9 protein-coding genes and 1 pseudogene are annotated in these 22021 nt (G+C 55.1%); 6 read left to right on the top strand and 4 right to left on the bottom strand.

Annotated features, from left to right (window positions below):
* Positions 1–41 precede the first annotated feature (41 nt).
* Positions 42–10658 (bottom strand): beta strand repeat-containing protein, encoded by a 10617-nt coding sequence (locus VN12_RS00850; protein WP_146675052.1) that lies wholly within the window; start codon positions 10656–10658, stop codon positions 42–44.
* Positions 10659–11702: 1044 nt separating this feature from the next.
* On the opposite strand from VN12_RS00850, the gene VN12_RS00845 reads away from it, so the two are divergent.
* The 6 genes and pseudogenes from VN12_RS00845 to VN12_RS00815 all read left to right on the top strand — a co-directional run bounded on the left by VN12_RS00845 (position 11703) and on the right by VN12_RS00815 (position 19601).
* Positions 11703–13637 (top strand): tetratricopeptide repeat protein, encoded by a 1935-nt coding sequence (locus VN12_RS00845; RefSeq protein WP_146675051.1) that lies wholly within the window; start codon positions 11703–11705, stop codon positions 13635–13637.
* A 4-nt stretch (positions 13638–13641) separates the two neighbouring features.
* On the top strand, positions 13642–15945 hold the full coding sequence (locus tag VN12_RS00840; protein ID WP_146675050.1) for a tetratricopeptide repeat protein: 2304 nt from the start codon (positions 13642–13644) through the stop codon (positions 15943–15945).
* A gap of 860 nt (positions 15946–16805) precedes the next feature.
* The gene (locus VN12_RS00835; protein WP_146675049.1) at positions 16806–17246 is read left to right on the top strand and encodes an endonuclease domain-containing protein; all 441 of its coding nucleotides are present in this window, start codon (positions 16806–16808) and stop codon (positions 17244–17246) included.
* Between the two features lie 370 nt (positions 17247–17616).
* A pseudogene (locus VN12_RS26330) lies at positions 17617–18078 on the top strand (endonuclease domain-containing protein).
* Between the two features lie 314 nt (positions 18079–18392).
* On the top strand, positions 18393–18914 hold the full coding sequence (locus VN12_RS00820; RefSeq protein WP_146675047.1) for an endonuclease domain-containing protein: 522 nt from the start codon (positions 18393–18395) through the stop codon (positions 18912–18914).
* A 261-nt stretch (positions 18915–19175) separates the two neighbouring features.
* On the top strand, positions 19176–19601 hold the full coding sequence (locus VN12_RS00815; protein WP_146675046.1) for an endonuclease domain-containing protein: 426 nt from the start codon (positions 19176–19178) through the stop codon (positions 19599–19601).
* Between the two features lie 34 nt (positions 19602–19635).
* Here the strand turns inward: VN12_RS00815 and VN12_RS26150 are convergent, their stop codons facing one another.
* From VN12_RS26150 to VN12_RS00800, 3 genes are all read right to left on the bottom strand, one after another.
* Entirely contained in the window at positions 19636–19776 is a 141-nt protein-coding gene (locus VN12_RS26150; RefSeq protein ID WP_205855161.1) for a hypothetical protein, read from the bottom strand.
* A gap of 70 nt (positions 19777–19846) precedes the next feature.
* A complete protein-coding gene (locus tag VN12_RS00805) occupies positions 19847–21148 on the bottom strand; it encodes an FAD:protein FMN transferase (RefSeq protein WP_146675044.1) in 1302 nt (433 codons plus the stop codon).
* A 33-nt stretch (positions 21149–21181) separates the two neighbouring features.
* Positions 21182–22018, bottom strand: coding sequence for a 1,4-dihydroxy-6-naphthoate synthase (locus VN12_RS00800; protein WP_146675043.1), 837 nt, complete (start codon positions 22016–22018; stop codon positions 21182–21184).
* Between the last annotated feature and the right edge of the window lie 3 nt (positions 22019–22021).

The raw sequence follows: 22021 nt of genomic DNA, 5'->3' as shown, positions 1-22021 counted from the left end.
TTGGGGAGATTATTTTACCTTAAACGTCTCGGTTCTCTTCCTTAGAGAGATTCTCCCGAGTTGCCGCTCAAGAATTCCCCATCGCCTAACACCAGGTCAAGCTCATCGAACGACTCCATGGCCTCGTCGATTCCCGTGACATCAGGTTCGTAAGGAGCCATTTCGATCGGTGATGGCGCCCAATCGCCTAATTGACTCTTGAGGGAACGGAGAACGGCTTCCTTTTCGTAGTCACCAGCTCCAGTGTTACCCGTCCCAAAGCTTCCGGGTGAGCCCACGGGGAGTGAATTGAGTGGGAGTGAAAGTCGCCCGAAGGTGATCGCTGCATCCGCGATATTGACGGTCCCGCTTCCATCCACATCCTTAAATATCGTATACGGACTGGTGTTTGGTGCAGGGAAGGCGTTGGTGCCGTCTGTCGATGCACCAATCGCTCCGAATGCCAAACTTGCGTCTGCAATGTTCACGGTTGAGAAACGATCCACATCACCTGGCAGCACATTGAATGTAAAGTTGAATGCGCCACCCGGTGTTCCATTGCCGGAGTCGAAGGAGTCAGCATTGTTGGCCCACTCGCCATCCAGCGGAGTTCCCAGGTAGGTTACACTGTCCGAAACCAACAATCGCAGCCGATCGTTCGTAATGTTTCCACTCAGGGTGAGTGTCGCAATATTGGTCGAGGTGTCATAGGCTACGGAAGTAACCGATGGCGTGGCTGCACCTTGCAATCCAAACAGAACGAAGTTCGCGGGAGTCAGAGTCGCTGGATCTGGATCCTGGCTGAAATTGACGAACAATCGATTAATGTTTGCCCACGGCAGCGTTGTTGCTTGCGCTGCGCCCGCTGGTATCGAGAATCCTCTCTGCCCCACTGGTGCGCCAGTATTGTCAACAAAGTCGTTAAACGTTGCTGACCAAGCCGACGATCCTGCTTTTACTCCCTGAACATTGAAGACTTGGAAGTCGTTATCCAGGATTCCCACGACGGCTACGTCTGTGGTGTCCACGACATGCAATCCAGGTCCGTTGACATAGGTCGTGCTGAGAGAGACTCCGAATCCTTCAAGCCCTTCTACCAGCAAATCGTCGACAATCGTGAACGTCACCGATTGAGGTGCCAGACTTCCAGGACCGAACACGACTGTTTGCGAACCGCTAGGTGCAAAGTCGGAAGGTGAACCGGCCGTCAGCGGTGTGTAGTTGACCGTGACTGGGACCGAAATTCCTTCCAGCTTACTGCTGATCGAAACCTTGATCGTCGCCGACCCATCTCCCTCGTTCACCACGAGATCTTCCACCGTGAAGACCGCTTTGTCATTGTCGATGATGTCGACAGCGGCATTGCCTACACCGATCGACGCCGGCTCCATACCCGGAAATCCACTATGAACTAGTCCAACCAACCCGACCTTAACTGTCTCGGTTGCTTCGACCAACAAATCATCGTTGACGGAAACGTCGATCAAACCAGTTGTTTGTCCAGGTGGGATGAAAATCGAACCTGAAAGAGCCACATAGTCACCAGATGGTCCCGCAGTCGCTGTTCCTCCCGCCGAACTGTAATTTACCGTCAATCCCAACGGAGGAGCAGGAACTGGGGTCACCCCATCGTCCTTCGTGATCTTGATGATAAACGATCCGTTGGAAACACCTTCGGTTCCATTGCCGTTGTTGAACACGCTGACCAAGATACCGTCGGAATCGTCGGCGATGGTGACGGTGTCATTGTTCGCACCCCCGATCTTGATATCTGCGTTCGTGGGCGAAAGCAGACCGGTCAGAGTCAGCGTCACAGTCTCAGCCGACTCCACGGCGACGTCCTGCAGAACACTCACGTCGATCTTGGTTTCGGTTTGACCCGCTGGGATCGTGACTGTTCCACTCAACGCTTTGTAGTCCGCGCCGTTGGTCGCTTGGCCCACACCGGCGGCGATCGAGTACGTTACGACGGTGTTGGTGTCGCTGACTTCCGACAAACTCACCGTGAACTGTCCGTCATCGAGAGGATCTTCCGATGCGTTCGGATCGTTCGCCTTGAGCGTCACGAGTGCTTGATCGTCGTCGTAAATCGTAACCGTTCCAGCTAACGTTCCCGTGAGGGTGACATCGGGGTCTCCGCTCGTGATCTTGGTCAAGGTGACCACGACCGTCTCGTCGTCTTCCAACTCTGCACTGTCCACAACCGTTACGTCGATGAACGCCGAGGTCGCACCTGCTGGAATGGTGACGACACCAGTCAGAGCCTTGTAGTCAGAACCCGGCGACGCCGAGCCACCTACCGTGTAACTGATGATGGTTGGCGAACTGGATACCGCGGTTTGTACCACGGTGAACTGTCCGTTTCCTTCATTGACTGTGTCGAAGGGTTCCGATGCCAAAGGATCGTTGGTGACCAAGCTTACGGTCGCGACATCGTCATCGGTGATCGTTCCGATCGCCTTATCGTTGACGTCGGTGTTGCGAGTTCCGGTCTTGTCGACCATCGTAACCTCGAATTGCTCATTGCCAAAGGAGTTGAGCAACCCACCTTCTACGATGGAATCGTTATTGACCCGCACGCGGAACTTCTGACTGGTGGTCGAGTTTGCACTGAAGGTCACCTTCGAATTGTAAGCTCCTACGCCACCATTGGCGGCATCGTTGTCGTAATCGATTCCACCCACCAACTGCGGCACCGGTACCGGCTTGGCGATGTTGAGGAAGCTGTCAAAGTCACCACCTACCGCAGTGAGGTCGGTGAAGTTGATGTCGATGTCGGTCGCGACGTCGATCGGATTGCTTACCTTGACCTCAAATTCCATCTCGACGAAGGCAGGCGATCCGTCGCCGGATGGCGAGGTTTTGTCCGTGTCCTCCACCACCGTTACATCCGCAATGGTGAAGACGGCCTTGTCGTCGTTCGTAATCGTTCCCGTTCCGACCGCACCTGCAATCACCAGCGGCGATCCAGGAGTAGCCGAAGTCAACGTTACCTTGAGGGTTTCAGTCGCTTCTACCAACGTGTCGCCGTTGACATCGATCACGATGAATTGCGTTTCACCCGCGATTCCCGTGAAGGCAAGTGGACTGCTCGTCGCTACGCTGTAATCGGATGGACCCGACTTGTTAGTCGTCACATCCGCTACCGCAAAGGAAACACTGAAACCACCTGCAACAGCCGTTGGGCTGGTGACCAAGAACTTCATCGCCACCGTACCGCTGTCCGTTTCCACAACGGTCGGACTCGAAATCGTGAGAACGCTGGCGTCATCATCGAGGATGCTCACCGTCGCAGGAGTGGAGTCGGCAGAAATCGCCGCGACATGCACTCCCTTGATCGATGTGAGTTTGATATCCACCGTCTCGGTGAACTCAGCCAAGTTGTCTTCAAGGACTGGAACCGTCAAGATGGCGGTCGTATCCCCGGCCGAGATCGTTACCGTTCCCGTGACGGCGAGATTGAAATCGCTGCCGTTGGTCGCCGTGCTGGATCCTTGAACCACATACTCGACAACGGTGTTCTCGTCAGAATAGAACTTGCCATTGAGCGGGTTGTAGTTCGGGTTGGTCGGTACCAATGTCAGCAAGAACTTGCCATCGATCGGCAAACCAGCCTTGTTCTCATCCCCATCCACGAGCTTGCTCACCACCACCTTCGCGGTGTCTTGATCGACCGAGAAACCGGTCAAATCTTGAATGGTGACGGTCTTCAAGGTTGTATCCGCAGTGATCTTTGCGTTGCTAGTCGACGAAAGTTTGATCTTCACTGTCTCATCGTTTTCGATGATGTTGTCATCGAGAACATCCACAATGATCGTGGTCGACGTCTGTCCTGCAGGGACGGTTACGCTACCAACTGGGATCGCTAGCGTTGTTCCTGCCAACTTATCCAACAACTGGTAATCGTTGCCCAATCCTGGGGTCGCATCTCCGCTCGGATCGAGCGAGAAGGTGACGACGGTATTTGTCGATGATGGGTTGGTGAGGAAGACGGTGAACACACCGTCGTTCGTCCCTGGCTCGAATCCGATAGGGCTGGTAGGGATCAAGAACGCTGTCGATGTGTCGTCGTCCGTGATGTTGACCGTACCAAGAGTGGTTCCAAGCTTAGCACTTGGATCGGTTGGGCCCTCCAAACTCAGCAATTGAATGTTCACGGTTTCGGTCGGTTCGAGCAAATTGTCTTGCTGGACATCAACGGTTACCCATGTCGACAATTGACCTGCTGGAATTGTCGCTAGCGTCGTCGAAATGGTCGAATAGTCCGAGCCACTCGTTGCCGTACTGGAAGCCAGGATCTTGTACTTCACGACGGTGTCGGTCGCGGAAACATTTCCTTGAGAGATGACAAACTTGCCATCGCTCAATGCCAAAGGTTGTCCAGACTCGGTTCCATCGACACCGCTTACAGAAACGGTGGTCGTGTCATTGTCCACGACCACTTGCGTCGCAGGTGTCGAGTCAATGGTTGGAACAGGTGCTGGGCCCCACTTGTAACTGGGGCCAGCTGTCGATGCACCCGTGATTTGCAACGTGAGGGTTTCGTCCCCTTCCAACTTCAAGTCGTCGATAACATCGACGCTCAAGGTGAATTGGGTGGTGTTCGCCGGAATCGTCAAAGTACCCGAGAGAGGTCCGACGTCAGGAAGATTGGTATCGGGATCGAATGCAGGGGAAATGAACAGTCCAGCGCCCGGGACCACACTGTACGTGACCACGGTCGGCTCAGGGAGCGGATTGGTCAAGGTAAAGGTGAACTGGGCATTGGAGCCCGCTGCTGGTCCGGGCTCAGCACCCGGGCTATCAGTCTTGGTCACCGCTACCTTGTATTCCAGATCGTTGATGGTCACGAAAGCATTCGGTGTAGCGTTCAACACACCGTTGCCATTCGAAACCGACGTGATCTGCAGCTGGACCGTCTCGGGCCCTTCTGTCACGTAATCCAGGAACGGCACCACTGGGAGCGAAACCGAAGTCGAATTCGCAGGGATCGTTACCGTTCCCGTGACATAGGTTGGGCCTACCGAACCGGTTAGCGCGGATCCGTTGTAGTCAGGAGCCTTGCCGTCCACTGCGAGGGCGGCTAGCCCCGCACCACCAGCTGGATTGATAACCTGATAGGTGATGACAGTTGGCTTGTCACTCGGGAAATTCAATTGGAATTGGAATTCGCCGTTGGTCGTTCCTTCCACAGCGTTCTTAATGGTCGCGACGTTGTTGACCTCCAACACTTGCTCGTCATCCAGAATCAAGACGGTCTTGCTGGTGGGAGTTCCAAAGATGCTGGGGTTACCCGAGACGATGGAGTCCAATTTCAAAATAACCGACTCACCAGCCGCTTCATTGATTCCATCATCGATCACCTCGATGGTGATTGTGGTGGATAAGAAGTTCGCCGGTATGGTGACCAACGCTGGCAGGGCGTTGTAATCGCTCCCCGCGGTGGCAGTTCCTGTTACCGATAGAGCCAGCACGGTGTCGGTGTCGCTCGGTACGGTCAAATTGATAACTGCCGTCCCATTAATCGGAGAAAGCTTCGTGTTCCCCATTGTGTTTTCATCGCCATTGACCACAGCACCGAACGAGATGACGCCGAAATCATTGTCATTGATAGTGACCGTGCCCGTCACAGGAGAACCGAGAGTGATCTCAGGGTCTGCCGTTACGATCTTGGTGATCTTGAGGTTCACTGTCTCAGGGAACTCGATCAAACTGTCGTTGTTGGGGGTAATGAATACGGTCGCATTGGTCGCGTTCGCTGGAATCACGATCGAGCCGGATGGAACCGGGACATAATCGCTACCCGATACGGCAGTTCCTGTAAGCAGATCCTCGTAGTAAACCGTTACAGCTGAACTGGACGGGTTGGTCATCACAATCATGAACTTGCCCTGTATGCCTGGCTCGACTGCATCGGACGTCCCGAAGACCTGAACCGTTGCAGTATCGGTGTCCACGATTTCAACGGTCGCAGAGAGATCCAGATCCACCGTCAAGTAGGGTCTGGCTCCGAACAGACCTTCCGAGCTGACAATCTTTGTTCCAATCAAGGGGTTGTTCGGGAGGATGGCCCATCCGAAGTTTGGATTTCCACTGGACCAGGATTGCACGTTCGACGTGACATTGACTGGAGTGGTGGAGAAGCTCGGTAAGATCGCCAAAGGACCGGATGCCGAGGATTCCAAACCATCCGGCTGGATCCCGTTACCACCAAATACCGTGTTCCAAGTTGCCGTTCCCTCGGACCAGCCACCGAACAGTTCGTGCAGGGATACCGGACCGCCGATCGTCGTGGTTAACGAGAGAACGGCGTTCTGAATCGGTGCCCCTAACGGAATAGCCGATGGGCCGATAATTCCTCCAAACTTCAGCAATCCGTGTTCCGCTGCACTCGATGGAACGGGCAGTGAATCGGTATCGACCTGAATCGCTCCTCCATCGAAGTTCACGGTCGGGAACGCAAGAGAAATGAAGGTGTCTTCACTGCTGTTGTAGGTCCCCAACCCTTGTTGGAATTTCAGCGATGGGCCACCCAACGAACCAAGCTTGATCTGCGGATCACCCGAGGTGATCGCAGTCATGGTGACTTTGACCGTCTCGGTTCCTTCGACGATGTTGTCGTTGAATACATCAACCAGCACGGTTGCCGACGTGCTATTGGCCGGAATGGTTACCGTCCCTGAGAGGGTCGCATAATCATTGCCTGCTCCCGAGGTCGCTGTGCCCGCGATCGAGTAGGTCACGACAGTGTTCGTCGCGCTGGGCTGGCTTAGGAAGAATGTGAACTCTCCGTCGACGTCGCTAGCGGGATTGTCCTGTGCGGGCGACTTGGTCGCTTTCACCGAGACGTATCCTGCGTCATTGTCGTTGATCGATACAAATCCTTGATCCAACGACTTGGAAATCGTGATGTCTCCAGCACCACTGGATACGCTCAACAGCTTGATCCGGACCTTCTCGGTCTCTTCGATCAAATTGTCGTCGGTAGCTGCAACCGTGATAACGGCAGACGTTTGGTTCGCTGCAATGGTCACTGTTCCGGTTAGGGCAGGATAGTCCGAACCAGCCGTCGCATCATCTGCGTTACCTGTGAGGACTTGGTAGGTCACGACCGTGGGAGTTTCACTTGAAGTGTAAATCCCAGCGCTCGGGCTGTAGAGCTTCACTGCAAACGATGCGGAGTCGTTGTTCAGTGGCGTCTCGGTGGCTACCGAATCGACAACGCTCAACTCGACTTCTTGATCGGAGAAGATGTTCACGGTCGCAGGTCCACCGGCTGGGGTATAGCCGATACCGCTGAGGACCTTGGTAACCTGCACGCGGACGGTTTCGGTTCCTTCGCTGATCCCATCATCCATTACATCGACCAGCAACGTGGTACTGGTCTGGAACGGAGCAAACGTTACCTTGCCGGTTGGACCCAGTGCGACGTAATCACTCCCGGGGGTCGCATCGTTGATGTTCCCGGTCAGAACCGAGTATTCGACCACAGTCGGCAATGGGCTTTGACCACCTAACGTGATTTGGAATTTGCCGTTCGTGTTTCCTTCTGCAGCGTCATCCACCTTGGTAATCGTTACAGTGCCCGATTCGTCGTCGATAATATTCCCTACCGCGTTACCAGAGCCTGTTACGCCGGGACCACCACTGACCGAAACGATCTCGATAAAAACGGTCTCGTTTCCTTCGAATAGCCCGTCATCGAAAGCACCCGTCGCATCGATCTCTACCGTCGCAGATTGAGGTGCTGCCCCTGCTGGAATCGTGACAGTCCCAGTGAGGAATCCAAAATCAACTCCCTCCACCGCAGAGCTCAACGCATTCACTTTGTACGTGACGACTGTAGGAACAACGGTTATCCCTGTACCGACGGTTTCAAAGGTGAAAACACCCTTTGCCCCACCTTCGAATGCGTCCAGAGTCTTGCTGACCGAAACGGTCAAGGAATCGTTGTCGACGATCACCAACTGATCGGTCGGAGAGCCGACTCCAACCGAAATGTTGGAGTCGGTCGGTGTAAGGAGCTTGGTAATCGAGATGATGACCGTCTCGTTTGCCTCGAGCTCCAGGTCATTGAATGCACCCATGACGTCGATGATGACATCGGTCGATGAAGCAAACGCAGGAATCGTCGCGGTACCTGTTAGAGGAGCAAAGTCCACTCCTGGTGTCGCCGATCCGCTGATGGTGTACTCGATCACCGTATCGCGATCGCTCGTGGTCAGCTTGCCAATGGGATATCCAGGTGGTTCTGCCAAGAAGAAGGTGAACTTCCCGTTGCTGACTCCTTCGACGGCTGGCGAGAATGTCGCGTCGACGTCCACCACTCCTAGATCTTCGTCTTGGAAGAGCATCGAGGCGGTCGGAGCAGCCAGGGTAATTTGTGGGTCGGTGGTGGTTTTGGTCGCAAGCTTGACCACCAACGTTTCGTCTTCTTCGATCAAGGCCGAATCGATGACCGGAACGGTCAATGTCGTCTGCGTGGTGTTCGCAGCGATGGTGACAGTCAACGTTTGTGCCAGGGTATGATCAGCAGGATCCGAAACGGAACCATTGAACAAGCTCTTTGTGGTCGAATTGATGTTGTCGACGACAACTTCTACGACCGTGTTCGAAGAGCTCTTCAAACTTTGTGTGAAGGTGAAGACACCGTTGGTGCCGGGTTCGACGGCTTTGGTGGAGGTAACGGTAATCTTGGCATTGTCGTCGTCCAAAATCGTTACCGCTGCGTTGCGAGAAGCGTCTGTGGCGGTCCCGCTTTGGAAGCTGATGTCGCTGTCCGCGAGAGGAATGGAGTCGAGCCGAACTTTGATGTCTTCATCGGGTTCAACCAAACTGTCGCCGATCGCGCTCATGATCAGGGGAACATTCGTGCTACCCGCTCCGATCACCCCATAGTTTTGGGCACCCGGTACCGACAAATGCAATCGATAGCTTTGAGCTCCTGTCGCTCCCGTATTCGCCCCAGCACTCGCTCCAGCGCTATTGGCGCTCGAGCCAGCGGTCCCTGCGGTAACGCGTACATAGTAAATCCCCGCACTGGGCAGATTGACGGAGACCTGGGAGTCGGTCGTGTTCGGTCCTCCACCACTACCACTACCGCTACCTTCAAAGAGGTTATCGTTGGAGCCGAGCAGCGTACCATTGCCGTCGAAGACTTCGAGGAAGGAATTGAAACCGCCGGTCGTGGTGTCGATATCAAACACCGATGCACCTCCCGTGGAGGTATAGAAGGCATAGACGTCGGCCGTTCCGTTATTAGTTCCCGTGGTGCTATTGACCGTCAAATGCGGAACCGTTGTGGAATTCGCAATTTCCGAATCGTTGTTCAGCGAGAACCCGGCCAGGCCCTGCGCTCCGGAAGCAAACTGCTGTGGACCAAACACCGAATCGTTGGCCTCGATTTCCGATACCAGCCCAAACGTGAAATCGGTTCCTTCGGTGGCCGTCGTTCCCGTGATCAACGAGTACTTGACAACCGTTGGAGAACTAGAGGCCTGGGTTTGCGAAATCTTTGCAGTCGCAACACCCCCGGTTTCACTCACGGTCGCAGCAACAAAGGGACCGATCGAAACTTTGGCCGTGTCAGGTGTATCGGCAATGGTGATGACATCGGTGTCGGAACTACCAACGACGATCAATGGATTCGCCGAGGCCAAAGTGATCTTCGCTTTGATGGTCTCAGTGGCTTCGACCAAGTTATCGTCGTTGATGGTTACCGCTACAACCGTGCTCTGGCTCCCAGCAGGAATCGTCGCTGATCCAGCGGAATTGTAATCGGCTGAGGACGCAGTGGTTACCGTGTTCCCGGGCACAGTGTAAGTCATGTTCACGACGGCGGCCTTGTCGCTCGGGGAACCGACATACTCCACGGTGAATTCACCTGGATCGGTTCCTCCCGCATTTTCAGTAGCCGATGCATCGGAGGCCACGATTCGAATCGTCGGAGCGGTCTCGTTATCGATGATCCCGATTTGGGCATTGGTCTTCAATCCGATCGCTTCACTCGAAGAAGTAATCAACGCTACCTTCACCGTTTCTGTCCCGCCGTCGTACAAATTGTCATCGATCGCGTCGATGTCGATCACAAGACTCGTTGACCCTGCGGGAATGGTGACGTTCAACAAGGAAGGTTTCCCGAACTCATAAATCTTGACACTCGCAGCGGTTGCCACAAAGTCGGCGTTTTCGGTGTTCGCAAATCCGGATGTGGTGTCGAACGCCAACGTGACGACTTCGTTACCCACATTGCCGCTTCGTGTGAGGAAGAACTGGCCGTTTTGAACCGGGCCACCTTCCTGCAAGTTCGAATCGTTGGTGAAGATATCCACCGCGAGAAGCTTTCGCTCTTCCAACCCTTCGCACAACGCTGTTCGGAAGTAACTTTGCCGAACGGCGGGCGCTCGCCGCGATGATCCCTTACCCCACCCCTTTGGCGACAAACCCAAGATCGCCATGAAGGCCGCCCACAATGTCTTCGCTTGCCCGGTTGCCCAATGCAGGAGACCCAACGACGGCGTTCGGAAGGTTCGCGACCACCAAGCCATTCTAGCCTGGTAGCGCATAACGAAACTCTCCGCAGACTTGCGGACTTGGTTCCTCATCAAGTAAGCCTTCTCGCGAATCCGAGCAGTACGTGCAGCAGATTTGGCGGAATCACGGTGGGAGCGACGAATCATAATAAATCTCTCGAACTAACAGTTGCAGCAACAAGATGAATACGAAAGTCAGCGACGAAGCCGATCCGAAGACCCTTAACAACAATTGAGTTCAGCGGGCTAATTGAGTTAAGCAGACTCGAAGGAAGCTGGGCAACTTTCAACGATGTAATCACAAAGAAGGCGGGGTTGGATTTGGGCGGCGGCACAGTTGTCACGGAAGGAACAATCCTTCCATCCGACACAAGCCTCGTAATTTAGATGGGCAATACATGCCGTCAAGCAACGGGAACCGGCACGCTCGTCAGTCAAGCTCCATGAACCAAGAAAATAGCGCGCTAAAATAGGAAAATAACTTGTTCGCTTTCTGCCGACTTTGTTTTGAGAACGCAAAGCAAGCTTCCTTTGCATGAGCGCATGACAAAAAGATGCACCGATTACGTGGCGGTTCTATCAATCAATTCGTTGGTGAGAATGAGAACTTGTCTGGAAGTATGCGTTGAAGTAGCCACTTTCACTTTCCGTGCCCGTTTGTTCTTCGCGACTCCATCGCGTGTTGAAAATGGAGTGCCGGTTGCGTGCCGGAACGCGACCGGCATCCATTCAAAAAAACGGCTGTTTTGCGGTTGCCACGCTTGCGTTGATTCTCAATTCGTGAATCGAACCATCGCCGAACAGACTTGCGCGACATCGCAGTAACGATTGATTCATTCATCTAGCGTCATCGCGCATGCGCGCGCCCGATTCGTAAACGCGTGCAGTCGAAGAGTCGGCCCCAGTCGTCGTGCATGAATGCGCTTCATCAATCCCTACAAACCAACAAAAGATGAGGATGCGATCGTAATAGGAACGGTTAGCGTGCCGGTTTAATAGACCTCGATACGATCTCCCATTCATGCTTGGTTCGTCAACGGCTTGCTATAGTAAGAAGCCGGTTTGGAAACGCATCGTCTCGCTGTCGTTTCTCCCGTGAACCTATGAGAACCACCGAACGAGGTGACTCCTCGGACTGGATCGACTGCACCTTCACACGCCTCGGATCTCCCTATCCTCGCCTACGTCCCTATGAATGCTATTGTCGAACAGATTCAAACCGCGTTGGACCTTCATCGAAACGGCTCGATGGGGCAAGCGGAATCGCTTTACCGCGAAATCCTGGGCAAACAATCCGATTGCGTCGATGCGATCTACCTCTTGGGAGCGTTGCTCGTTCAATCGGATCGAGCCAACGAAGCGATCGCGATTCTTCAACATGGAGTGAAACAATTCCCACGCCATGCTCCCATTCTCGTGAACCTTGGGACGGCCTACTCGCGGATCTCGGATCTGAGCATGGCCGAGCATTACTACCGACTGGCTTTGTCGGTCGATCCCGATGCATTCGATGCGTTGCGAAATCTCGCGACCAATCAAATCAAACAAGGGAAACTGGAGAACGCTCTTCCTTTGCTCGAACGCGCCCTCCAATTGGACCCGACCGCAGTCGACGCTCGTTTGTCGTTGGCATTTACCCTTACCAAAACCGGAAAGCACGATGCCGCAATCCCGCACTTCCGCACCCTCTTGGCCACCGATCCCGATCACCGCGCGGCCCTGATCGGATATGGGCAATGCCTTCTTAAAGAAACGGTCCCCAGCGAAGAAGGTGTGACGGTTTGGAAGCGGATCGTCGAGCTCCATCCGGGGCACGCAGGCATGCTGAACAACTATGCGACCGTTCTTAAAAACACGAAACGCTATCCGGATGCCGAAGCCGCTTGCCGCGAAGCGCTCGCACTCCTTCCCGATTTCTTTTCTGTCTGGTGCAACCTCGCCATTATCCTGGCCGCCCAAAATCGATTCGAAGAAGCTTGCCACGCATTCGATCAAACCCTGCTTTTGGGTAGCCGCCGCTCGGAACTCAACCCTCAACTCCCGCCGTTCGCAACAATCTCCGAAGAGACTTGGCGTGAGTTTGGTGCCATCGCAGGTTGCCAACTCGCCGCGTGCCGAAACTTTCTCGGCCATACCTCGCAAGCTTCAGACGCGGTCGAAACCGCATTGCGAATCAGCCCCCATGACATCGACTCTCTGATGATGAAGGGCTTCCTCCACCTGCAGTCCGGTCGATTTGAACAAGGCTGGCCTCTCTACGAAAAGCGCAAGCTCAGCAAACACAAACCACGTACGTTCCCCAAACCCGAATGGGATGGTTCCGCCCTCGATGGCCGCCGGCTCCTGATCCATTGCGAGCAAGGCCTCGGGGACTCGCTTCAATTCATCCGCTATGCCAACATCGCCCACGCGCTGGGTGGAAAGATTACCTTTCTCTCCCACCGTTGCCTCGTTCCACTCCTGAGCGCCTGCCCCTACCTGGAACGCGTGATCGCCGACGGGGATCCACTCCCCGATTACGATCTCCATATCCCGTTGATGAGTTTGCCCCATGCCCTTCGGACGACGTGGGACTCGGTCCCCAAAAGCGTCCCTTACCTTTATCCCTCCCCATCGCTCACGGAGCAGTGGAAAGCGAAACTCTCGCCCTACACCGGTTTCCGAATCGGGATCGCTTGGCAAGGAAACCCGAATTTCGCCAACGATGAAGTCCGCAGAGTTCCGCTGAAGATGTTTCAATCGATCGCTTCCGTACCCGGGGTCCGTCTGATTTGTTTGCAACAGCGGGAAGGGATGGAACAGCTCGGGGACATCGACTTTGAACTGATTCGCTTCGAAAACCTCGATGCCAATGCGGGCGCCTTCATGGACACCGCGGCGATCATTCAAAACCTGGACTTGGTCATCTCACCATGCACCGCGATTCCGCACCTCACCGGAGCGCTGGGACGCCCCATTTGGCTGGCGAAATCCTTTGCCGCCGAATGGCGATGGATGAGCGACGACCGGGAAGAGAACCCTTGGTATCCGACGATGACGATGTTCCGCCAGCCGAAGCTTTGGGATTGGGACTCGGTCTTCTCTCGCATGCGGGATCGACTCGTCACCCTTCTTGAATCAGACTGATGGAATGAACTCCTTCTCTCCCTCCGATTATGTCGTCGCCCTGCTCAACAAAGGGGTCGCGCTGCAACAACAGGGGAAACTGGCCGATGCACAGTCTCTCTATCGGCAAGTGCTCGAGGTATGCCCCGAACAACCCGATGCACTGCACTTGCTAGGTCTCATCGAGATGGCCAACGGGAATCACGTTGCCGCGATCGATTGCATCCAACAGGCCCTGCGATGGAGCCCCGATAGCAGCGTCTTTCTCGGGAACCTTGGCGTTGCACTCCGGAATATCGGACGGATCGACGAAGCCATCGCAACCTATCAGCGAGCCCTCCAATCCAACCCCGAAGCCCACGATACTTGGTTCAATCTTGGCAAGGCCTACCGATTGCAAGAGAACAACCTGCGCGCCGAAGAAGCCTTCCGAAAAGCGATCGACGCTTCACCCTCCACGGCTTCTCCCTATCTCAGCCTATTGCGTCTCCTCTCGGAAGAACGGCGAGTGGAGGAAGCCTTGGAGTGGGCGAACCGGGCGATCGAGCGCTGTCGGCCGAATGTCGAATTGCATCTCTCCAAAGGGGCGGTTCTCAAGCGGCTGGGCCGGATCGACGAAGCGATCGTGCAATACACGAAAGCGACCGAGCTGAGTCCGACTAGCGTTGATGCGTTGACGCGGCTGGCTTCGACGCACTTCTCTCGGCACGAAATCGACGAAGGGAAACGCTGGCTCGATCGTGCGCATCAACGAGCACCGAACCATCATCTGGTTCTCAATGCAATTGGGCTTCTGCAAACCACGCTTGGCAATGCGACCGCGGCCGTTTCGTTCTTGGAACGTTCTCTGTCCGAGAATCCCTCCTACGCGACGACCTTTTGCAATTACAGCAATGCCCTGCGCAAACTGGGACGGCTATCCGATGCCCTCGAGGCCATTCAAAAGGGACGAGAGCTCGATCCGAAGAACCACGAGGCGTTGTTGCTGGAGGCCGGCTGCTGCTTGAGCGTCGGGGACATCGATACGGCGATCGAGCGGTTTCGATCTGCCATCGCGTTGCGAGGCAAGGTCCGGGACGCGCACGACGGATTGCTCATGGCCATGCAATACCACCCCGATATTACCCCCGAGAAACTGCGCGACGAGCATGACCTCTGGTGGCAAAGCGTTGCTCCCGAAACAGAACAAGTGGCTGCACCGGACCATTGCGCCGTTGCGAGCGTTGCGCGCAATTCAAATCTTCCTCAACGCGACCGTCCGCTGCGGATTGGTTTCACCTCGGCGGATCTCGGCGCCCACCCCGTGGGTTATTTCACGTATCGACTGTTCAAGCATCTGGATCGCGACCGATTCCAGACATTTGTTTACTCGGATCGAATTGGTCGCGATTGGCTTGCCGCGAAGATCGAAGCGGAGACGTTTCGTTGGTTGGACGCGGCTGCTTGGAGCGATGAAGCGCTGCGCGATCGGATTCGGTCCGATGAAGTGGATATTTTGTTCGATCTGTCGGGACACACTGCGAACAACCGGCTGGGAGTTTTTGCGTCGCGGGCGGCTCCCGTTCAGATCAGTTGGGCGGGATATGTGGGAACAACGGGTCTTCAAACGATGGACTATCTTCTCGCGGATCGTTTCCATGTCCCGTCGGAGTTCGAGTGCTATTACACCGAAAAGATATTGCGCATGCCCCATGGGTACGTGACTTATACGCCACCTGAAGATGCGCCACCCATTGGGGAGTTGCCGGCGGAGCGAAAGGGGTATGTCACGTTTGGTGCGATGTGCAATCCGGCCAAGATCAATCGCAGGGTTATGCTGCATTGGGGCGAGATCATGCGACGCGTACCGAATTCCCGATTGTTGCTTTGTTATACGGGGATGCCAGATCGAATGAATCGGGAGCGGATCGAATCGGCGATGGAGGGAATGGGTTGTGGGGGGCGGATCGAGTTCGATCAAACGACTGGGGCTGCATCGTTGATGGAGCGATACCATCGCGTCGACCTCGCGCTCGACACGTTTCCTTATTCGGGTGGACTTACCACGATAGAAGCCATGTGGATGGGCATACCCACGGTAACTTGGCCGCATCGCACGTTTGCCGGTCGGCATTCCTTGAGTCATCTATCTAATGTCGGCCTCACCGAGTTCATTGCATCGTCGTCGGAGGAGTACATTGCAAAAGCATGCGCGTGGGCGAGCGAGATCGAGCGATTATCTCCCTTGCGTCGCACCCTCCGTCAACGCGTCCTCGACTCCCCCCTATGCGACGGCCCCCAATTCGCAAAAGACTTCGAAGAAAAGATGAGAGAAATAAGTAGCGAGTAGCGAGTGGCGAGTGGCGAGTAGTAAGTAGTAAGTAGTAAGTAGTAAGTAGTAAGTAGTAAGTAGTAAGTAGTAAGTAGTAAGTAGTAAGTAGTAAGTAGTAAGCAGTAAGCAGTTAGCAGTTAGAAGCGAGTAGCGAGAAGCGAGAAGCGAGAAAGAAGAGAGGCGGAAGCAATGTCGAACAGTCGTCCTCGACTGTTTTTGCGTGAAGGAAGTAGTTGGCGTGGCTAGGCAAAGTGGGAAGGGACGAAAAGCGAGTAGCGAGTAGCGAGTAGCGAGTAGCGAGTAGCGAGAGGCGAGAGGCGAGAGGCGAGAGGCGAGAGCAATGTCGAACAGTCGTCCTCGACTGTTTTTGCGTGAAGGAAGTAGTTGGCGTGGCTAGGCAAAGTGGGAAGTAGCGAGTAGCGAGTGGCGAGAGGCGAGAGCAATGTCGAACAGTCGTCCTCGACTGTTTTTGCGTGAAGGAAGTAGTTGGCGTGGCTAGGCAAAGTGGGAAGTAGCGAGTGGCGAGAGGCGAGTAACGAGTGGCGAGAGCAATGTCGAACAGTCGTCCTCGACGGCTTCCCCCGCATGCACCCTATCGGCGAATCGACCGCCCCTAAACGGAGAAAAGAGTGGCGAGCAGCGAGCGGCGAGAATGAAGAAAATAGCTCCCTGGTTCAGGTTCAGGACATGGGTAGCGCTCCATGCCCCTCGCTCCTCGCTCCTCATATTTTTGATTCTCGGCCCCCCTCGCCCCGCTTCGGGGAGAGGGGCGGGGGGGGGAGGGGTTGAGTGCTGAGAGAATAAGAGAACGTTTCCAACGTGATTCCAGGTCTTAAAGTGCTATTGGATTCCGCGGCATCGAAGAGAGACTCATTCCCATGAAACGCAGCCGGTCCAGGTCCAAAGAAGCAATCGAATTTGCACAAAGCCAGCGTCGAACCTCCAACGAATTTTCGACAAATGTTTGGCAATGGATTCGCAATCGCCAGATCCAAGGATTGAAGTTCCGTCGTGAATATCCCATTCCACCTTACACCGTGGATTTCTGTTGCGTGGAGCAGAAGCTTATTATTGAGATCGACGGCGAAAGCCACTTCACCGAGGATGGGTTAGCTCATGATCGGCATCGCGATCGATTCCTGCATGGGCGAGGGTATAGAGTCCTTCGTATACCCGGCTTTGCGGTGATTCGGGATGGTCGCGAAGTGATTCGAACGATCGAAGAGTTTGTGAAGGTGCCCAACCCCTCACCCCCAGCCCCTCTCCCCGAAGCGGGGCGAGGGGAGCAGAGATCCGGGGGGGGTAGCACCGAGGCTTGAGGCTTGAGGCTTGAGGCTTGAGGCCGGAGGCCGGAGGAGTGGCGACAGCAAATGTAGAGCCGTCGTCTCGACGGCTTCCCCCGCATGCACCCTATCGGCGAAACGACCGCCCCTAAACGGAGAAAAGAGTGGCGAGCAGCGAGCGGCGAGAATGAAGAAAATAGCTCCCTGGTTCAGGTTCAGGACATGGGTAGCGCTCCATGCCCCTCGCTACTCATATTCTCTGTTCTCGGCCCCCCTCGCCCCGCTTCGGGGAGAGGGGCGGGGGGGTGAGGGGTTGAGCGCTGAGAGAGTAAGAGAAAGTTTCCAACGTGATTCAAGGTCTTGAAGTGCTATTGGATTCCATGGAATCGAAGAGAGACTCATTCCCATGAAACGCAGCCGGTCCAGGTCCAAAGAAGCAATCGAATTTGCACAAAGCAAGCGTCGAACATCCAACGAATTTTCGACAGATGTTTGGCAATGGATTCGCAATCGACAGATCCAAGGATTGAAGTTTCGTCGCGAATATCCCATTCCACCTTACACCGTGGATTTCGGTTGCGTGTAGCAGAAACTCATTATTGAGATCGATGGAGCAAGTCACTTCACCGAGGATGGGTTAGCGCATGATCGGCATCGCGATCGATTCCTGCAAGGGCGAGGGGTTAGAGTCCTTCGTATACCAGGCTTTGCGGTGATTCGGGATGGTCGCGAAGTGATTCGAACGATCGAAGAGTTTGTGAAGGCGCCCAACCCCTCACCCCCAGCCCCTCTCCCCGAAGCGGGGCGAGGGGAGCAGAAAAGGGGGGGGAAGCACGGAGGCTTGAGGCCGGAGCGAGAGCAAATGTAGAGCCGTCGTCCTCGACGGCTTCCCCCGCATGCACCCTATCGGCGAAACGACCGCCCCTAAACGGAGAAAAGAGTGGCGAGCAGCAATAGTGAAGAAAATAGCTACCTGGTTTAGGTTCAGGACATGGGTAGCGCTCCATGCTCTTTGCTACTCGCTACTCATATTCTCTGTTCTCGGCCCCCCTCGCCCCGCTTCGGGGAGAGGGGCGGGGGGGTGAGGGGTTGAGTGCTGAGAGAATAAGAGAACGTTTCTAACGTGATTCCAGGTCTTGAATTGCTATTGGATTCCATGGAATCGAAGAGAGACTCATTTCCATGAAACGCAGTAGGTCCAGGTCCAAAGAAGCAATCGAATTTGCACAAAGCCAGCGTCGAACGTCCAACGAATTTTCGACAAATGTTTGGCACTGGATTCGCAATCGACAGATCCAAGGATTGAAGTTTCGTCGCGAATATCCCATTCCACCTTACACCGTGGATTTCGGTTGCGTGGAGCAGAAGTTCATTATTGAGATCGATGGCGTAAGTCACTTCACCGAGGATGGGTTAGCTCATGATCAGCATCGCGATCGATTCCTGCATGCGCGAGGGGTTAGAGTCCTTCGTATACCAGGCTTTGCGGTGATTCGGGATGGTCGCGAAGTGATTCGAACGATCGAAGAGTTTGTGAAGGCGCCCAACCCCTCACCCCCAGCCCCTCTCCCCGAAGCGGGGCGAGGGGAGCAGAAAAGGGGGGGGAAGCGCGGAGGCTTGAGGCGGGAGGCGGGAGCAAATGTAGAGCCGTCGTCTCGACGGCTTCCCCTGCTCGCACCCTATCGGCGAATCGACCGCCCCTAAACGGAGAAAAGAGTGGCGAGCAGCGAGCGGCGAGAATGAAGAAAATAGCTCCCTGGTTCAGGTTCAGGACATGGGTAGCGCTCCATGCCCCTCGCTCCTCGCTCCTCATATTTTTGATTCTCGGCCCCCCTCGCCCCGCTTCGGGGAGAGGGGCGGGGGGGTGAGGGGTTGAGTGCTGAGAGAATAAGAGAACGTTTCTAACGTGATTCCAGGTCTTAAAGTGCTATTGGATTCCGCGGCATCGAAGAGAGACTCATTCCCATGAAACGCAGCCGGTCCAGGTCCAAAGAAGCAATCGAATTTGCACAAAGCCAGCGTCGAACGTCCAACGAATTTTCGACAAATGTTTGGCACTGGATTCGCAATCGACAGATCCAAGGTTTGAAGTTCCGTCGTGAATATCCGATTCCACCTTACACGGTGGATTTCTGTTGCGTGGAGGAGAAACTCATTATTGAGATCGATGGCGAAAGCCATTTCACCGAGGATGGGTTAGCTCATGATCGGCATCGCGATCGATTCCTGCAAGGGCGAGGGTATAGAGTCCTTCGTATACCTGGCTATGCGGTGATTCGGGATGGTCGCGAAGTGATTCGAGCGATTGAAGAGTTTGTGAAGGTGCCCAACCCCTCACCCCCAGCCCCTCTCCCCGAAGCGGGGCGAGGGGAGCAGAAAACGGGGGGATAGCACGGAGACGGGGGAAGCCGTCGAGGACGACGGCTCACCATTTGTCCTCGCCCTTTGCTCCATGCTCTTTGCTCCATGCCCTTTGCTCCATGCTCTTTGCTCCATGCTCTTTGCTCCATGCTCTTTGCTCCATGCCCTTCGCTCCATGCCCTTCGCTCCATGCCCTTCGCTCCATGCTCTTTGCTCCATGCTCTTTGCTCTTTGCTCTTTGCTCTTTGCTCTTTGCCCTTTGCCCTTTGCCCTCGCTACTCGCCGCTATTTTGCATTAGGTGGATTTCGTTGGCGCGGAGGATTTGGATGATCCAGCGGTAGTCTGGGGAGGATTCCGATAAGCGTTCCAGCCAATGGCTTGCGTTGCGGTGGATTTGGACTCCGGTCGCGGTCGAGGCCGCGTCGGCGCTGGTGGCGTCCGGTGCCAAAATCGTGATGCTTTGCGGGGCATCCAGCCCCAGCCCCAGACGCGGATCGAGAATGTGACTCGACGTTTCACTTCGCGATTGACTTCGCGCATCCGGTAACCGCTGCCAACGATCTCCCGATGTGGATATGCCGCATTGCGACAAAGATAGTCGCACCAACTCCACCGGCTCCTCCGTCGCGCCCCCACGCGAACAAGCATCAATACTGACGGGCCATCCGGTCGCATTCGACGGGGGGTTTCCAATTCGCATGTTACCAGCGAAATTGATCAAACATCGATCGAGATCCTTCCCCGTCAACAAATCAAAAATCCGATCGGCTACCCATCCCTTGCCTATCGCTCCAAAATCGAAACGAATCCCAGGACGCTTGAACCGCAATCGTCCGCGGTCTCCGTCCCAGTCCACCCACTCCCATCCGATCGATTCCTTGGCTCGCTCCCAGTCGGTCGAAGCGGGTAGCTTTCGCTTTCTTCTCAATCGGGTCATGGCGCCGAGTGATGCATCGAATGCGCCTTCACTGAGCCGATACCATCGGTCTGCTTCACGCAGCACGCGTCCCAAGTCTTCGCTCACCGGGTGCCATTGCAGATCGTCCGCCGCTGCGGATAGTCGCGACGCTTCGCTCTCGTCGTCGTAATCGCTGAGTAACCCGTTCCAGTACTCGGCCAACGCGCGCCCTTCTCGATCCACCCCTTTGGCCCGTTCGGCCGCCTCGGCACGGGTCGGTCCGGAATCTTCCCACAAGATCCGGAGCAGACTCCCCATGGCCGGGAATTGGGTTTGAAAGGATGCGGGCTCCGATTCCGAACTCGGGGCTTGCGCGCCCCACAAGACCGAACCACCCACGCCTCCCATGGTTTCCGTCATCCAAACGGCGCCGGCGACTCCCCATACGCTTTGAGCTAAAAACCGACGCCTCGGTAGCATGGCACAGGACAGCAGGTGCATGGACTTGTTCTGGACAACGGCAGCACGGTTGTCCCGATGCGAACCCTTGATATTGATCCGAAAGCAGTCTCCCTCGTTAGGATCGCCATCAGAGCTATGGCAAAGCATGGACGAATTCCGATCGGTTGGTGGAACGTGTTCCTGTGATTCGCAAGGATCGTCGTCGAATCGTTTCATGTTCGTTCTCCGGCGTTGTCGACGCGCGATTCGCTATCGAATGATACGGAACCGAGATGAGCCGCTGCCCAGGCCGATCGAATGGGCTCGCGTCCCTAGTTCATCCAATGCCTTTTGCCCTACATCACCGAGCGAAACGGTCCAATCGTTGACGTAGAGTTCGACATGTTTCAACAGAACGGTATCGTCGAACTCTTGCGCGTACCGACGCATGGTCGGGAAAGTCGATTCTGGGTTTTGCTTCGCGTAGAGGATCGATTCGCGAAGAATGGATTGCACTTGGTGCAGAACCTCTTCCCCCAAATCCAACGCTCCGATTATCCCGCCGAGGGGTAACGGACACTGTGTCTCGGTCTCCCAACGGGTACCAAGATCCTCGACCAAGTGAAGTCCTTCTTGTTGCCACGTAAATCGCCCTTCGTGAATGCAAACTCCGAAGTCCGCTTCCTTGCGTTTCAGCCGAGGCATGATCTCCGAAAAAACAACATGTTGCACTTGAGCAGAGCCTGGATAGAAGAGCTGGTAGAGCAGCGCGGCGGTCGTGTCTTTACCGGGACAAAGGGTCGTTTGTTCAGGTGTGGACGGTACTGAATTCGGCGCGGCGGCGAGTAGGAGTGGGCCGACTCCGAAACCAAGGGCCGATCCGCTATCAAAGACGCCATAGCGATCGGCGAGATAGATCGCTGCATGAAAACTGGTTTTAGCGACATCCAACGTTCCTTCCAGCAATCGATCGTTCAAGGTCTGAATGTCCAAGAGTTCGATTTCGAAGTCCAATCCTCGCCAATCCACCAATCGATTCAGGAATGCGTGGAAGGCAAAGGTGTCGTTGGGGCAAGTCGAGATGGCAAAACGTATGGGGGGGCTCATCGG

It is taken from the genome of Pirellula sp. SH-Sr6A (assembly GCF_001610875.1).
GTDB lineage: Bacteria > Planctomycetota > Planctomycetia > Pirellulales > Pirellulaceae > JBKCUI01.
The sequence above is the reverse complement of the archived record's forward strand: the minus strand, read 5'-3'. Positions and strand labels throughout refer to the sequence as shown.

What these genes read in the sequence shown, in the direction of transcription:
- VN12_RS00850 (WP_146675052.1), bottom strand. Translation starts at nt 10,658, where the DNA reads ATGATTCGTCGCTCCCACCGTGATTCCGCCAAATCTGCTGCACGTACT.
- VN12_RS00845 (WP_146675051.1), top strand. Translation starts at nt 11,703, where the DNA reads ATGAATGCTATTGTCGAACAGATTCAAACCGCGTTGGACCTTCATCGA.
- VN12_RS00815 (WP_146675046.1), top strand. Translation starts at nt 19,176, where the DNA reads ATGAAACGCAGCCGGTCCAGGTCCAAAGAAGCAATCGAATTTGCACAA.
- VN12_RS00835 (WP_146675049.1), top strand. Translation starts at nt 16,806, where the DNA reads ATGAAACGCAGCCGGTCCAGGTCCAAAGAAGCAATCGAATTTGCACAA.
- VN12_RS00820 (WP_146675047.1), top strand. Translation starts at nt 18,393, where the DNA reads ATGAAACGCAGTAGGTCCAGGTCCAAAGAAGCAATCGAATTTGCACAA.
- VN12_RS26150 (WP_205855161.1), bottom strand. Translation starts at nt 19,776, where the DNA reads ATGGAGCGAAGGGCATGGAGCGAAGGGCATGGAGCGAAGGGCATGGAG.
- VN12_RS00840 (WP_146675050.1), top strand. Translation starts at nt 13,642, where the DNA reads ATGAACTCCTTCTCTCCCTCCGATTATGTCGTCGCCCTGCTCAACAAA.
- VN12_RS00805 (WP_146675044.1), bottom strand. Translation starts at nt 21,148, where the DNA reads ATGAAACGATTCGACGACGATCCTTGCGAATCACAGGAACACGTTCCA.
- VN12_RS00800 (WP_146675043.1), bottom strand. Translation starts at nt 22,018, where the DNA reads ATGAGCCCCCCCATACGTTTTGCCATCTCGACTTGCCCCAACGACACC.